Below are 14,872 nucleotides of genomic sequence, written 5' to 3'. Positions count from 1 at the left end.
ACATGCACTAATTGAAACCGCTTAAAGCCATATGCTTAAAAGCAGTACGCCGGCCAGGCCCGCAACAGACACAATGCTTTCCATGATTGTCCAGGATAAAAACGTATCTTTTATAGATACGTTAAAGTATTCTTTAAACATCCAGAAACCCGTATCGTTTACATGCGAACAGAAAATACTGCCTGCGCCTATGGCAAGAATCATCAGGTTGGGATCTGCACTTATATGCGGCATGAGCGGAGCAATAATACCGGCAGCTGTTAAACCGGCTACGGTGGCTGAACCCAGGCACAGACGGATGATAGCGGCAATGAGCCAGCCTAATATCAGCGGGTTTATCTGAAGCGATTGGAAATATCCGGCAAGGACGATGCTTGCTTCACTATCAATGAGTACTTGTTTTAACCCGCCGGATGCTCCGATGATCAGCAGGATCATGGCGATATCTTTTATTCCTGCTTCATATGTACGCATGATGTGCTTCATGCTAGTCCGTTGCTGCGTACCTAATGTAATGCTTACAACTAACAACGAAAGCAGCATAAGCACAGACGGCTCTTTTATGAATGAAAGTACCTGAATTACTTGTTTGTTTTCTATGATAAACGAAAGCAGAAAGGTCGTCAGTAATAGAAATACCGGCAACAACGCAGAGAAAATGCTGTTAAACACACCCGGTAAGGAATGGGCAGCAACCGTGTGCTCAACCAGAGGAAGTTCTCCCTGCGGTTGAATATGCCTTAATGTGCGTGCAAAAACAGGTCCGGCCAGAATAATTGCCGGCACTGCAACGGCAATACCGTATAAGAATGTTTTGATCATACTTGCCTGAAAGGTACCTACCAGTGATGCCGGAGAAGGATGCGGCGGCAACAGACTATGCGCCACAGACAAGGCTGCAAGCATCGGAATGCCCACATACACGGCAGGCAATTTATACCGGTAAGACAAGGTAAAAACAATCGGTATGATCAATACAAAGCCTACATTATAAAACAATGGAATACCAATAATCAAACCTGTTAACAGTAAGCCCCACTGCAGGTATTTTTTACCGCACACAGCAATGATCTTATCTGCGATAACCGTTGCCGCACCGCTTTCAGCCACCAGCTTACCGAGCATGGCGCCGGCAGTTAATGTAACCAGAATACTTCCGAGCATATCGCCGATACCTTTCTGAAAAGACTGTACGATATTACCCAATGGCATACCAAGTAGTATACCGGCAAGAATGGTAACAAGGATAAACGATATGAATGGGGATATTTTAAGAACAGCCGTTAAAAAAATTAACGTTGTGATGATTGTTAGTAAAATAAAAAGTAAGGACATGGTTCCGTTTTAAATGATTAGATCTGATGTATAGACTACTGTTTCTTTTTTATTGTTTGCGGAACAGTTAAATCCAGATCAAATTCCTTATTCATTTTTTCAATAAAATAAGCAGAAAGCAAGGGTGATTCCAGTTCTACATTCTGGTGTACAAAGAAATATAGTTCGTTTAATCCTTCTTTACGCCAGGTTTTAATACGTTTGATCCAATCATCCAGCCGCGCATAATCGCTTTCGTGATTAGCTCCTACATAACGTATAAATGCTTTATCTGACGTTAAGCGCATGTGCATGATATCTCTGCGCGCGGCAGTATCAACAAGCACAAATGTCTTTTTATATTTAACCAGCATCGCGTGCAGATCATCCTGTACGTTTTTATCCGAATACCATTCTTCGTTTCGCAGCTCTACAGCTAAAGGTACAGAAGCCGGAAACTTTTTCAGGAACGCATCAAGCTTATCCATATCTTTTGGTTTGAAGTTATCGTGCATCTGTAAAAAGCTCATACCGAGATTTTCTTCAAACAACACAACCGCATCGCAAAATTCCTCCACGATTGTTTCTACGCCAACCAACCGCTTAAAATGACTGATGGTATTGGGTATTTTAGGGAAGAATTTAAATCCTTTGGCTGCTTTCGCTTTCCATGTCTGCACCTGATCTTTAGAGGGAGACTTATAAAACGTAGCATTCAGTTCTATGCTGTTAAACTGCGTCGCATAATACTGCAGTTCGTCTTTTGTGCCTTTTGGGTAAAAGTTTTTCAGATCGGTTTTGTTCCATTTAGCACAACCTACATACACGTTAAAATGCTTGCCGGGCTTTGCTTCCGAGAGAATCTTTTTAGTGTCCGGATGATCTTTAGGTAACGTAAAATCAATATCTTCAGGAGTATCTGTTTTTCCGAATTGCATAAGCTTGTTTGTTGAATTACGATCTTCTTTTCATTCTATATAAAAGATAGAAAAAATATCCGTCATTACATTTATTTGCCTGAATATACTTTAAAAGCAAAAGGAAAGCATGAGCTTTCCTTTTAAGATATTTCTAAAAAACAACCTGTAGTATGGTTTGGAATTTGTATTTTGTTATTTGTTATCTTAACACTAGTGACTCCAGTTGTACTGGTCCAAATTTTCAACAGCCGCCTGAAGTAATTGAATGCTCAGCTCTACATCGTTCTTGTGCACCATTTCAATTACCTGATGAATGTGTCTGGTAGGAATAGAAATAGCACCCGCAATAGAACCGTTTTTTCCATTACGCTGTAGCGGTGCGGTATCTGTACCGCCTGCTACCAGAATTTCCGGTTGCCACATAATATTTTTATACTGCGCCTGTTGTTTTAAATAAGCCACCATTCTGTAATCACAAATGGTTGATGAATCTAAAATTTTGATCGCTGTCCCTTTACCCAGCTCCGTGCATTTTTCATGTGGTCGTGCGCCGGGTACATCGTATGCAATGGTTGTATCCAGGGCAATGGCAAAGTCCGGATTAACGCTGTGTGCAGCTACTCCCGCACCACGTAAGCCTACTTCTTCCTGTACGGTGAATACGGCATAAAAATCATATGGTACATCCTGGTGCTGCAATCTCCTTAGTGTTTCAATTAATATAAAAACAGAAATGCGGTTATCTAACGATTTGCAGTTAATACAGTCGCCCATTTCAATCAGGGAACGTTCTCTTGTAACCGTATCGCCGATGCTGATATATTGCTCTACTTCTTCTTTTTTCATTCCCAGATCAATGAAAAAATCTTCGATCTTCGCAGGCTTATTTTTTTCTTCCGGCGACATTACATGAATAGGCTTAGCACCCATAACACCTACCAGATCTTGTTTACCATGTACGATCACGCGTTGTGCCGTTAATGTTTTCGGATCAAAGCCGCCCAACGTCTGAAAGCGTACGAAGCCCTGTTCATCAATATGCGAAACGATAAAACCGATCTCGTCCATGTGTGCAGCTACCAATACTTTTTTATTTTCCGGATTGCGTACACCTTTTTTCAACGCAAACACGTTGCCGATATTATCTACCCAAACATGATCTGCCAGATGGCTCACTTCTTTCAATACTAATGAACGTACAGCCTGCTCGTAGCCCGGCACACCTGGTGTTTCGCAAATATTTTTTAATAACTGGATATCCATTCTATATGCAATAATTTTAAGTAATAAGTTCTAAGAAATGAATATACTGTTCGTTTGTTAAAACTTAAAATTTCACGACTAAACTTTTTTGTAAAAAAAAAGCCCTCTGAAAATATTCAAAGGGCTCTTTTTATTTTATTGTATGCTTATTCAACAATTCCTAACTTCAGGCTGTTTGCAAGCTGAATATCTGCCATTGGCATAGAAGCCGTAGTAACGTAGATATCACCTTTCTTTAAAAGTCCTTTTTCAACAAGGCTTTTCTTAACCGCTTCGATTGATTCGTCTGTTGTTGTAAATTTTTCAAACCTGAAAGCCTGTACACCCCAAACAAGGTTCATCTGATTCATTAATTGCTCATCATGTGTAGCGATATAAATGCTTGCTTTTGGCCTGTGGCTTGCAATTCTGAAAGCAGAATAACCGGATTGAGACAATCCGATAATTGCTTTAGCATTTACTTTATCCGCTAATTCACATGCAGAAGCGATAACACTGTCGCTGGTATTTGTAATATCATCTAATGTTGATTTATTATAGATATCAGCTTCTTTTTCTACCGCCTGGCAAATACGTGTCATTGCTTTAACCGTGATCACCGGATAGTTTCCTGAAGCTGTTTCAGCAGACAACATGATTGTATCTGTACCATCAATGATTGCGTTCGCTACGTCACTTGCTTCGGCACGTGTAGGACGCGCGTTTGTAATCATACTTTCCATCATTTGTGTTGCCACAATAACAGGTTTAGCTAACTGATTACATTTTTTAATGATCATTTTCTGGATCATCGGAACATCTTCCATCTGAAGTTCAACCCCCAGGTCACCACGTGCAACCATGATTGCATCAGATGCTTCAATAATCGCATCAATATCTTTAACTGCTTCAGGTTTTTCAACCTTGGCAATTACTTTACATGATTTACCATGTTCAGCAATAATTGCTTTTAATTCATTCAGATCAACTGCGCTTCTAACAAAAGAAAGCGCAATCCAGTCAACTTCATTTTTCAAACCGAATAATAAATCTTCTTTATCCTTGTCTGTTAATGAAGGTTCGGAAACAATTGTGTTTGGCAGGTTGATACCTTTACGTGATTTTAAGATACCGCCATAAATAACCACACACGTAACTTCACCATTACCTGTTTCTAAAACTTTTAATTCAATATTACCATCATCAATTAAAATAGCATCGCCTTTTTTAACATCCGATGTAAGCATTTTATAAGAAGTACTAATTTTATCTTTAGTACCTAACATTTTTTCTTTAGTAATAACAATCTGCGCACCTGCAACAAGTTCAACACCGTTGTTCTCAACTTCGTCAGTACGGATCTTAGGACCTTGCAAATCCTGAAGGATTGCTATGTTAACATTGTGTTCTTTTCTAAGTTCGCGGATCGCGTTAATTACGCCTTGATGTACATCGTGAGTGCCGTGAGAAAAATTCAATCTGAAAATGTTCGCGCCAGCTTGAACCAACTCCCATAACTTCTCCTTCGTGTTACATGCCGGACCTACAGTTGCAATAATCTTTGTTTTCTTGTTTACCATATAATATTAAATAAATATTAGATTATCCTTAGACTTCAATTCGTTTACATCAATGACTTTTATATATTGAATTGCCGTGCAAGTTTGTAATTGTTCCTTCATCCATTCCTCGTCAAATATACCACCTTCATCCATGACATGAATGAAATAATCATAATCCTTTAACTCAGGAATGAGGTAAGGTTTGGCAATATTACTAAATTCAATTGATTTATTTTTCAAAAGTCGCACCTGACTATACTCAGTAAAATATAGATATGTGCTAACCAATATGTTACAATCTTTTTGAAATTGTAAATTTATATCTTCAGCCTTAATTAGATGTATTTTGAGCAATTGGTTGATGTTCCAGGCAAGTTTATACTCCTTTGCAGAAGAAATAATTCCAATCATTTTGAAACTATAATCAAAATCAACGACGAGTTTATTAGCTTTCATTTTGAATGATTTTTTGAAAATTTATTCCCGGGAGAAAGAGTGTTAATAAATTTATTGAATGTATTATTTAGTAAGAACGTGTAAATTTAGAAGGAAATAGACGATTTTGGAATCATTTTTAGAATGTTTAAAAAAGAATCCAGAAAATAGTTTGACAAACTAGCATAAAATGTATTTCTTTGCCCCCGTGTTTTACTAAAAAATGTAAAAAAATGTCAGAAATCGCACAAAAAGTAAAAAGCATCATCGTTGAGAAATTAGGTGTTGAAGAATCAGAAGTTACTACTGAAGCAAGTTTCACTAATGATCTAGGTGCTGATTCACTAGATACTGTTGAACTTATCATGGAATTTGAAAAGGAATTCAACATTTCTATCCCAGACGAACAAGCTGAAAACATCACAACTGTTGGTCAGGCTATTGCTTACCTAGAGCAACACGTAAAATAATTTCATCAAATCATTCATTTATCCGGTAAATTCATATCATGAATTTAAAAAGAGTTGTTGTAACGGGATTGGGCTCCTTAACGCCAATTGGTAATACTGTTCCTGAATATTGGGATTCACTAATAAAAGGAGTAAGTGGAGCTGCGCTCATTACAAAATTCAATCCGGAAAAACACAAGACCAAGTTTGCGTGTGAAGTTAAAAACTTTAATGTTGAAGACTTCATTGAAAAGAAAGAAGCCCGTAAGATGGATCCTTTCACGCAGTATGCGGTAGTTGTGGCCGATGAAGCGATCAAAGATGCTGGCATTACAGCAGATTTGGATCATGACAGAATCGGCGTGATTTGGGGAGCCGGCATCGGTGGCCTTAAAACATTTGAAGATGAAGTATCGGCATTCTCCAAAGGAGATGGAACACCTCGTTTCAACCCGTTCTTTATTCCGAAAATGATTATTGATATCAGTGCCGGCTACATTTCTATCAGAAATGGTTTTCGTGGCCCTAATTTTTCAACTGTATCTGCCTGTGCATCTTCTTCAAATGCAATCCTGGATGCGTTCAATTATATCCGTTTAAACAAAGCTAATATTATTATTGCCGGTGGGTCTGAAGCTGCTGTTGTAGAATCAGGAATCGGTGGTTTTAATGCCTGCAGAGCTTTATCTGAAAGAAACGATGATCCGGCAACGGCTTCACGTCCATTCGATAAAGACCGGGATGGTTTTGTTATGGGTGAAGGCGCTGGTGCTCTTGTGCTTGAAGAATATGAACATGCGAAAGCCCGTGGTGCAAAAATTTATTGTGAAGTTATTGGCGGCGGTATGTCTGCTGATGCTTACCATTTAACTGCTCCCCACCCGGAAGGCTTAGGTGCAAAAAATGTAATGCTCAACGCGATCAGCGATGCCGAAATAGCTAAAGAAGACGTTGATTATATTAACGTTCACGGTACATCTACTCCTTTAGGTGATATCGCTGAAGTAACTGCTATTCAAGCTGTTTTTGGTGAACAAGCGTACAAACTGAATATCAGTTCAACGAAATCAATGACCGGACACTTATTAGGTGCTGCCGGTGCTATTGAATCCATTGCAACCATACTTGCAATTAAAAACCAGATCATCCCTCCTACTATTAACAACCACAACAGAGACGAAGCATTTGATGCAAGATTAAAGCTTACATTGAATAAAGCTGAAAAGCGTGAAGTTAACGTTGCGATGTGTAATACATTTGGTTTTGGTGGACATAACTGCTCTATCGTCTTCCGCAAAATTGATTAAGCATTGTTCTTGCTAGAAAAGCAACTCAATATTCTACGTAACTTCTTTCGAAAAAAAGAGGACAAGATCCTCGCTCAAAAAATCAGATACGTTACCGGTATGTGGCCTGGAAACCTGCATCTGTATCAAATGGCAATTGTACATACTTCTGCCGCTGATGAAAATGAGTCTGGTGTAAAAGAATCGTACGAACGTTTAGAATATTTAGGTGATTCCATTCTGGGTGCCGTAGTTGCTGAATATCTTTTCAAGCGTTTCCCCTTTAAAGATGAAGGTTTTTTAACTGAAATCAGAAGCCGGATCGTGAACAGAGAAATTCTGAACCAGGTAGGCAAAGATCTTGGTCTCTCAGACATTGTGGTTTTTAACGGAAGTAAAGGAAAGCAAGGCCATAAATCGCTTTATGGCGATGTGGTAGAAGCTATTGTTGGCGCGGTATACCTCGATAAAGGATTTGAAAATGCGAAGAAATTCGTTTTGAAAAAAATTGTTTCTTCTCAAATTGATGTCGACGCCATTATTCAAAACAATAAAAACTTCAAGAGTATTTTATTGGAATGGTGCCAAAAGGAAAATAAAAAACTTGAGTTTGTGATCATAGAAGAAAGCGGACACAGGCACCAAAAAGTATTTAAAGCTGAAGTGCGTGTTGCCGATGAAAGCAAAGGTCAAGGCATTGGTTTCAGTAAGAAAAAAGCAGAACAAAACGCCGCTGAAATAGCCTGTATCGAATTGGATTTAAAATAAGTACGCTGTTATGTGCAGATTTATTTTTTCACTCTTTTTTTTAATTCAACTCTCGGTTTCCGCTATTGCTCAACAAAATTCTGAGGTTACTGTTACAAAAACAAAACCGCGGCCAGATACAAATTACATTAAAAGCTATAAGCATTATTTAACCATAGGTATTTTTGTAGCAACTCCTATCAACACGCTTACGCTTACACCCAAAGATTCTACCATAAAACCTACGCAGTATTCTACGAATCTTGCCAGTGCTATAGGGTTCACAGGTTCATACAAAAGTATTTCCGGATCCTTTGCCTTCCGCGCAAGCCCGGAAGCTGATGAAACCAGTAAGTATGGAACAACCAAATACAAATCCTTTTCGCTGGGTACACAACGCACACGGTTTTCTATCCGGTTTGATTACAGAAAAGTGGCTGGATTCTACAACGGCGACTCTATAATAGCGTCAGGTAGTAATCCGGATACTTATTTTAAACGAAGTGATGTGAATATAAAGCAATTCATGCTTTCTGGCTTATATAATTTCAGCTGGAAAAAATATTCGTATCAATCCTCTTTTCTTTTTTCAGAACACCAATTAAAAACGCGTGTTGGTTTCATTATGAAATCATCCATAAGCCTGAACCGGTTACAGTCTGATTCGAGCTTAATTAATCTGGACCGTATGGCTACTGATTCTGAAAAAATTCAGCAATTAAATTTTACGTCATTTCTTGTCGGCCCCGGAATGGGCCTGAATGTTGTAGTTGCGAAACGTGTATACTTCTCGCTAATGATTTTTTATTCCCTGGATTTTGTCACCTATACGCTTATTAATAATAATAATTCAACCAATGTACGCGACAATAGTTTAACAGGCTTTTACGAAGGACGTGTTGCGCTCGGCTATCATTCCAAACGTTTTTATGCAGGGTTGAAATTTACAGGAGACAAAATTGCTGTACAAACACAAGGCTATACCGTTGAAAATTCCTTTGGGGTTTTAACACTGGATTTAGGCTACCGCTTTGTTGCACCCGGCATATTAAAAAAGGTGTATGCAAAAACACTCACTAAATACCTGGGACTATAATTATTTGTTCCTGTCTTTTTTAGTATGATCCGTTGCCGATTCATTTGCTACTGCAGGGTCTGAACAGCAAGGCCCGAAATGTACAGACTCGATCCACTCCTCATCCGTAATTATTTTTTTCGCAGCAGCAGGCGCCAATGCCGGCTGACACCACGAACAAGGTGAACCATCATCCATAAATGTTTTCCCTTCACATGAAGGACATAAATACCCACAGGTTGCCATATTTACAGAACTAATATCAGCGTTAATTAGTTTCAATATACAACTAATACATTTATAACAGAATTGTATTAATTTAGCAGGATCACTTAACCGTATTACATGGACGCAATAACTATTAAATACCTCATTATCGGAATTCTTATTTTTGATTTCCTGGTTGAACGCATATTGGATTACCTCAACATTAAAAATCTAAGTGCCGCACTTCCATCCAATGTTGCTGATGTATATGATACAGCTGAATATAACCGCTCGCAGGAATATCAGAAGGAAAAAGAAAAAGCAGAACAGTTTCAATCGTATTTTCAATTTGCCCTATACATATTGCTGCTTACACAAGGCTACCTTGGAGGCTTATACGATTACATACAGGCATCCGTGCTTCAATCTTCGTTAAGCACTTACAGCTTTTATGCATCAAACTTATTATTCTTCGGTGTACTGTTTATTGCAAGCGATCTTATCTCTACACCATTTTCAATTTATAATACGTTTGTGATCGAAGAAAAGTACGGCTTTAATAAAAGTACGGTGAAGCTTTTCATTATGGATAAAATTAAAGGCTACCTGCTTGCAATCATCCTTGGCGGCGTGATTATCGCTTTACTCTTATTCTTAATTCAAACACTTGATACATCGTTCTGGTGGATCTTCTGGTTAATCATCAGTGTACTGATTGTGACATTGAACATGTTTTATACCAGCCTCCTTCTTCCGTTGTTCAACAAACTTACCCCGCTGGGTGATGGCGAATTAAAAACAGCGATTCAGGCATATTGTGTAAAGGAGAATTTCCCTGTAGATAATATTTACATCATGGATGGTTCTAAACGATCGAATAAAGCGAATGCCTTTTTCTCCGGATTTGGCAAGAAGAAAAAAATTGTCTTATTTGATACGTTAGTGGATCAGCATTCCATACCTGAGCTTATCGCAATACTGGCGCATGAAGCAGGACATTTCAAAAAGAAACACATCATACAGATGATGGTATTATCCGTATTTCAAATGGGTGTATATTTATTCCTGTTATCGTTATTGATTAAAAATGAAAACGTATCTGTCGCGTTGGGTTCAACAGGCAACAGTATTGCTCTGAACTTAATTGGCTTTGGCTTATTATTCTCTCCGGTATCTTCAATTACTGGCATACTGGTAAATGTATTATCGAGAAAAAATGAATACGAAGCAGATGCATTTGCCGCGTCAACTTCAAGCGCTGCCGATTTAGGAATAGCGCTAAAGAATTTAAGTAAAAAGAATTTAAGTAATTTAACGCCTCACCCGGCGTATGTATTTCTTCATTACTCCCACCCGCCGGTTACACAACGTCTGGATGCGATGGGAATAAAGTAAGTTATCAGGTGCCGGGTACTAGTTACCAGTAAAGAGTACGGAGTACAACAAAGAAGCAGAAGATGTATCTTCTGCTTCTTTGTTTTTACAGCATTCAGGAAGACATTCAGAGCAGCAAACAATTACTTCTGTCTTTACTTTGTATTCTGTTCATACTTTTTTTCCTGTGTACTGTCTGCTATCTGCTGTCCACTTTTTGTACTATTCCACCATTCGCATGCTTTAATTTAATAATTAGCAAGAATAGATTATAAAATTCTTGTATTGAACGGTAATTATGCTTTCTTTATAGCAGTAAACGAACTTATCCGAATCCCTTCTTATACCCTTTTATCAATATGGCAATCAAAGTCGCAATTAATCACAAAACAACTTACTCGTACGACAGGCTTGTCAACCTGTCGCCCCACGTATTCAGATTAAGACCCGCAAGCCACTCAAGAACTGCTATTGAAGCATATTCATTCAAAGTCAGTCCGGCGAACCACTTTATTAACTGGCAGCAGGATCCTTTCGGCAATTACCAGGCGCGCGTTGTCTTTCCTGAACAGACGAAAGAATTAAGCATCGAAGTGGAAGTAATCGCAAACATGGTTGTGATCAATCCATTTGATTTTTTTGTGGAAGAATATGCAAGCAAATTTCCGTTCCAATACCAGGGGCAGTTGGTTAAAGAGCTGGCTCCGTACCTGGAAGTAAAGGATGACGGCCCCATGCTTGAGGAATGGATGAAAACAGTCAGCAGAGAATCTATTGAGATCGTTGATTTTCTTGTTTACATCAATCAGAAAGTATATAAAGATATTAACTATTCCATTCGTATGGAAGCGGGTGTACAGACACCGGATGAGACATTAGGATTAGCGCTGGGTTCCTGCCGGGATTCGGCCTGGCTGCTGGTGCAGGCGCTTCGTAAACTTGGCCTTGCTGCACGTTTTGTTTCGGGGTATCTTGTACAGTTAAAAGCAGATGTGGAAGCATTGGACGGACCTTCCGGACCGCCGGCAGATTTTACCGATCTGCATGCCTGGGCGGAAGTATACATTCCCGGCGCAGGTTGGGTTGGCCTGGATGCCACTTCGGGCCTGTTTGCCGGCGAAGGACACATTCCATTAGCCTGTACGCCCGACTATCTAAGTGCGGCGCCGGTGGTAGGTGCAACGAGCAAATGTGAAACAACGTTCTCGTTCTCCAATGTTGTTACCCGTATTCATGAAGACCCGCGTGTAACCAAGCCCTATTCAGAAGAAGAGTGGACAGCGATCAACGCACTGGGCATGATGGTTGATTATGAATACCAGAAGGGTGATGTGCGTATGACTATGGGCGGTGAACCTACCTTCGTTTCCATCGATGATATGGAATCTGCTCAATGGAACACAGAGGCAGATGGTGTTGAAAAACGTATCCTGTCACATGAATTATTATTACGCCTGCGTGCTCGCTTTGCTCCTGCAGGCATGCTGCATTACGGTCAGGGAAAATGGTATCCCGGTGAACCGCTTCCTCGCTGGCAGTACGGTTTGTTCTGGCGCAAGGATGGTTTACCGATGTGGAAGAACACCTCTTTACTGGCACTGGAAAACGGAAAGAAAAAATATACGCATATAGATGCCGAAGCATTTATTACGGAGCTGACGAAAACACTTGCAGTACCGGCTTCAGACATTTCTGCCCTACATGAAGATATCTTTTATTTCCTGTGGACAGAAGGAAAGATCCCGGTGAATATTGATCCGATGAGTTTTACATTAAAGGATCCGATTGAGCGCAGAACTTTAACTCAACTGTTGGATAAAGGCCTGGAAACACCGGCAGGTTTCGTATTGCCATTAGAATGGAGTCATAGTAAGAACTCCTGGAAAAGCGGTAAGTGGAGAATGAAACGTGAAGAGATATTTCTTATCCCCGGAAACTCCCCTATTGGTCTGCGATTACCGTTAGATGCGCTTTCTAAAATTGCAGCTGAATATGAGCCTTATGAAATTGAGCGCAGCCTGTTTGAAACAATTCCCTATCTGCAAAATGATTATACAAATACTGTACGTTCACGTTACGGCAGTATTGTAGAGCATGAGGACACTCCCGCGCGCAGAAAAATCAATGAAGCTGTTGAAGAAGAAAAGCAACATTCGAAACATAAAAAAATTGAAAAAGAAATAAAAGAAGCCCAGCCATTATTTTATGTTCCGCTTATAAAGACGGCTTTATGTGTTGAAGTACGTGATGGCATATTATATGTATTCTTACCACCGCTTAAATACATTGAACACTATCTTGACCTGCTTACGTCGATTGAACTGACGGCGGAAAAACTTCAGATCCCGGTTCGCATTGAAGGCTACGAACCGCCACGCGACAATCGTATTGAACGGCTTGTAGTATCCCCTGATCCGGGTGTGATTGAAGTAAATATTCATCCGGCAAAAGACTGGAAGGAAATGTCTTATAATCTGGAAGTATTATACCAGGAAGCATTTAAGACCCGGTTAGGGACGGAGAAATTCATGCTTGACGGCAAGCATACCGGTACCGGCGGCGGTAACCACATTACCATCGGCGGTGCTACGCCTGGCGATAGCCCGCTGCTGCGCAGACCGGATCTGCTTAGAAGTATCATAACGTTCTGGCAACACCACCCAGGCCTTTCGTATTTATTTTCAGGCGCGTTCATCGGTCCTACCAGCCAGGCACCACGCTTTGATGAAGGCCGGGATGAAAAATTATATGAGATGGAAATTGCCTTCGCGCAGATTCCGAATCACGATGAAATTCCCTTCTGGCTTGTTGACCGTTTGTTCCGTCACTTGCTGACCGATATTACCGGAAACACCCATAGAGCAGAATTATGTATTGATAAATTGTATTCCCCGGATTCTTCCAGCGGCCGCTTAGGTATTCTCGAGTTCAGAGCATTCGATATGCCGCCGCACAAAGAGATGAGCATGGTGCAGATGCTGTTAATCCGTACGCTGATCGCCTGGTTCTGGAAGACGCCGTATAAAAAAGACCTTGTACCGTGGGGTACAGAGCTGCATGATAAATATATGCTGCCGCATTTTGTGGAGCAGGATATGAAAGACATTGTGCGTGACCTGAATGATGCGGGATATCCATTCCAGATGAGCTGGCTGGCGCCGTTCTTCGAATTCAGGTTCCCGCATTACGGAACTGTTCACATCAAAGACGTGCAGATCCAGATCCGTATGGGTATTGAGCCATGGCATGTATTGGGCGAAGAAATGACCAGCTCGGGCACCTCGCGTTATGTAGACTCCTCGTTAGAGCGCCTGCAGGTGAAGCTGACCAACATGAATGACTCGCGGTATGTGCTTGCCTGCAATGGTTTCAAAGTGCCGTTAAAACCAACGCCTGTAAAAGGTGAGTTTGTATGCGGGATCCGGTACCGGGCATGGCAGCCGCCATCCGCACTACACCCGACGATTGGGATTGATACACCGCTGGTATTCGATCTGATTGATACGTGGAACGGCAGATCTGTTGGCGGATGTACGTATCACATCGCACATCCGGGCGGAAGAAGTTACGATACCTTCCCGATCAATAGCTATGAAGCGGAATCAAGGCGTGTATCGCGCTTCTGGGACAACGGGCATACACAGGATCCGGTCCCTGCACCGGATTACGTTACATCAACACCGATCGGCCGTTATATGATTGAGATAAATCCTGGTTTGAAACAGTTTGAATTAACAAACATCGAAACAAATAAAGCCTATCCGAATACACTGGATATGCGTCTTTGCTGGAAAGCAAAGAATAAGGACAGGTAGGTTTGCTGTATTACATGCAAATTCAAACATTCATATGAGTATATAAATTTAAACAGCCCGCGATTAAAATGCTGGGCTGTTTAAATTTATATGCTTGTATCTTCTATATGAGGTTCAGGTATGTGTGCGACAGACAAAGGGTAAAGGATTATCTCTTGTGTGCCACAAGGCATAAAAGGCTTCATTAAAAATCTATCACTTAATAGAAACCAAACTCTTTATGTGTAGCCCATATTTTTGTATATAAAAGCGTATTGATAAGCAACTGATTTGCCGGCCTTCCTTCTTCTCCATAATGTCCCAGCTTTTGTTGTGTATATAGAAGTATTGGGGCAGTTCCTGAACTCTTCGCTGTTAACAGTTGGCCGGTGACCCAAGGCGAAGGGTTTTAAATAAAAAAGAAAAGCATCTTTGATATTTTATCAAAGATGCTTTTCTTTTTATGA

General features: G+C 40.3%; 12 protein-coding genes. 6 read left to right on the top strand and 6 right to left on the bottom strand.

The window, feature by feature from the left end; all coding sequences use genetic code 11:
* Nucleotides 1-21: 21 nt before the first annotated feature.
* The 5 genes from CHU_RS06830 to CHU_RS06810 all read right to left on the bottom strand — a co-directional run bounded on the left by CHU_RS06830 (nucleotide 22) and on the right by CHU_RS06810 (nucleotide 5,494).
* Nucleotides 22-1,335, bottom strand: coding sequence for a gluconate:H+ symporter (locus CHU_RS06830; protein ID WP_011584789.1), 1,314 nt, complete (start codon nucleotides 1,333-1,335; stop codon nucleotides 22-24).
* A gap of 35 nt (nucleotides 1,336-1,370) precedes the next feature.
* Entirely contained in the window at nucleotides 1,371-2,252 is an 882-nt protein-coding gene (locus tag CHU_RS06825) for a DUF72 domain-containing protein (protein ID WP_011584788.1), read from the bottom strand.
* A 192-nt stretch (nucleotides 2,253-2,444) separates the two neighbouring features.
* The gene (locus tag CHU_RS06820) at nucleotides 2,445-3,497 is read right to left on the bottom strand and encodes a M42 family metallopeptidase (RefSeq protein ID WP_011584787.1); all 1,053 of its coding nucleotides are present in this window, start codon (nucleotides 3,495-3,497) and stop codon (nucleotides 2,445-2,447) included.
* Between the two features lie 146 nt (nucleotides 3,498-3,643).
* The gene (gene pyk, locus CHU_RS06815) at nucleotides 3,644-5,056 is read right to left on the bottom strand and encodes a pyruvate kinase (protein ID WP_011584786.1); all 1,413 of its coding nucleotides are present in this window, start codon (nucleotides 5,054-5,056) and stop codon (nucleotides 3,644-3,646) included.
* A 6-nt stretch (nucleotides 5,057-5,062) separates the two neighbouring features.
* Nucleotides 5,063-5,494 carry an IPExxxVDY family protein gene (locus CHU_RS06810; protein ID WP_011584785.1) on the bottom strand — a complete coding sequence of 144 codons (432 nt, stop codon included), beginning with the start codon at nucleotides 5,492-5,494 and terminating at the stop codon, nucleotides 5,063-5,065.
* A 212-nt stretch (nucleotides 5,495-5,706) separates the two neighbouring features.
* On the opposite strand from CHU_RS06810, the gene CHU_RS06805 reads away from it, so the two are divergent.
* The 4 genes from CHU_RS06805 to CHU_RS06790 are packed head-to-tail and all read left to right on the top strand — an operon-like array spanning nucleotide 5,707 to nucleotide 9,051.
* A complete protein-coding gene (locus CHU_RS06805) occupies nucleotides 5,707-5,943 on the top strand; it encodes an acyl carrier protein (protein WP_011584784.1) in 237 nt (78 codons plus the stop codon).
* Between the two features lie 38 nt (nucleotides 5,944-5,981).
* Nucleotides 5,982-7,229, top strand: coding sequence for a beta-ketoacyl-ACP synthase II (gene fabF, locus CHU_RS06800; protein WP_011584783.1), 1,248 nt, complete (start codon nucleotides 5,982-5,984; stop codon nucleotides 7,227-7,229).
* Nucleotides 7,230-7,232: 3 nt separating this feature from the next.
* A complete protein-coding gene (gene rnc, locus CHU_RS06795) occupies nucleotides 7,233-7,976 on the top strand; it encodes a ribonuclease III (protein WP_011584782.1) in 744 nt (247 codons plus the stop codon).
* A 10-nt stretch (nucleotides 7,977-7,986) separates the two neighbouring features.
* Nucleotides 7,987-9,051: a DUF4421 domain-containing protein gene (locus CHU_RS06790; RefSeq protein ID WP_011584781.1), complete on the top strand. Its 1,065-nt coding sequence runs from the start codon at nucleotides 7,987-7,989 to the stop codon at nucleotides 9,049-9,051.
* Here CHU_RS06790 and CHU_RS06785 read toward each other — a convergent pair whose 3' ends face one another.
* A complete protein-coding gene (locus tag CHU_RS06785; protein WP_011584780.1) occupies nucleotides 9,052-9,312 on the bottom strand; it encodes a hypothetical protein in 261 nt (86 codons plus the stop codon).
* Between the two features lie 63 nt (nucleotides 9,313-9,375).
* On the opposite strand from CHU_RS06785, the gene CHU_RS06780 reads away from it, so the two are divergent.
* Nucleotides 9,376-10,632 carry a M48 family metallopeptidase gene (locus CHU_RS06780; protein WP_011584779.1) on the top strand — a complete coding sequence of 419 codons (1,257 nt, stop codon included), beginning with the start codon at nucleotides 9,376-9,378 and terminating at the stop codon, nucleotides 10,630-10,632.
* A 338-nt stretch (nucleotides 10,633-10,970) separates the two neighbouring features.
* Nucleotides 10,971-14,426: a DUF2126 domain-containing protein gene (locus CHU_RS06775; RefSeq protein ID WP_011584778.1), complete on the top strand. Its 3,456-nt coding sequence runs from the start codon at nucleotides 10,971-10,973 to the stop codon at nucleotides 14,424-14,426.
* Nucleotides 14,427-14,872 lie beyond the last annotated feature (446 nt).

Origin of the sequence: Cytophaga hutchinsonii ATCC 33406, assembly GCF_000014145.1 — a bacterium.
GTDB lineage: Bacteria > Bacteroidota > Bacteroidia > Cytophagales > Cytophagaceae > Cytophaga > Cytophaga hutchinsonii.
The sequence above is the reverse complement of the archived record's forward strand: the minus strand, read 5'-3'. Positions and strand labels throughout refer to the sequence as shown.

What these genes read in the sequence shown, in the direction of transcription:
- CHU_RS06830 (WP_011584789.1), bottom strand. Translation starts at nt 1,335, where the DNA reads ATGTCCTTACTTTTTATTTTACTAACAATCATCACAACGTTAATTTTT.
- CHU_RS06825 (WP_011584788.1), bottom strand. Translation starts at nt 2,252, where the DNA reads ATGCAATTCGGAAAAACAGATACTCCTGAAGATATTGATTTTACGTTA.
- CHU_RS06820 (WP_011584787.1), bottom strand. Translation starts at nt 3,497, where the DNA reads ATGGATATCCAGTTATTAAAAAATATTTGCGAAACACCAGGTGTGCCG.
- pyk (WP_011584786.1), bottom strand. Translation starts at nt 5,056, where the DNA reads ATGGTAAACAAGAAAACAAAGATTATTGCAACTGTAGGTCCGGCATGT.
- CHU_RS06810 (WP_011584785.1), bottom strand. Translation starts at nt 5,494, where the DNA reads ATGAAAGCTAATAAACTCGTCGTTGATTTTGATTATAGTTTCAAAATG.
- CHU_RS06805 (WP_011584784.1), top strand. Translation starts at nt 5,707, where the DNA reads ATGTCAGAAATCGCACAAAAAGTAAAAAGCATCATCGTTGAGAAATTA.
- fabF (WP_011584783.1), top strand. Translation starts at nt 5,982, where the DNA reads ATGAATTTAAAAAGAGTTGTTGTAACGGGATTGGGCTCCTTAACGCCA.
- CHU_RS06790 (WP_011584781.1), top strand. Translation starts at nt 7,987, where the DNA reads ATGTGCAGATTTATTTTTTCACTCTTTTTTTTAATTCAACTCTCGGTT.
- CHU_RS06780 (WP_011584779.1), top strand. Translation starts at nt 9,376, where the DNA reads ATGGACGCAATAACTATTAAATACCTCATTATCGGAATTCTTATTTTT.
- CHU_RS06775 (WP_011584778.1), top strand. Translation starts at nt 10,971, where the DNA reads ATGGCAATCAAAGTCGCAATTAATCACAAAACAACTTACTCGTACGAC.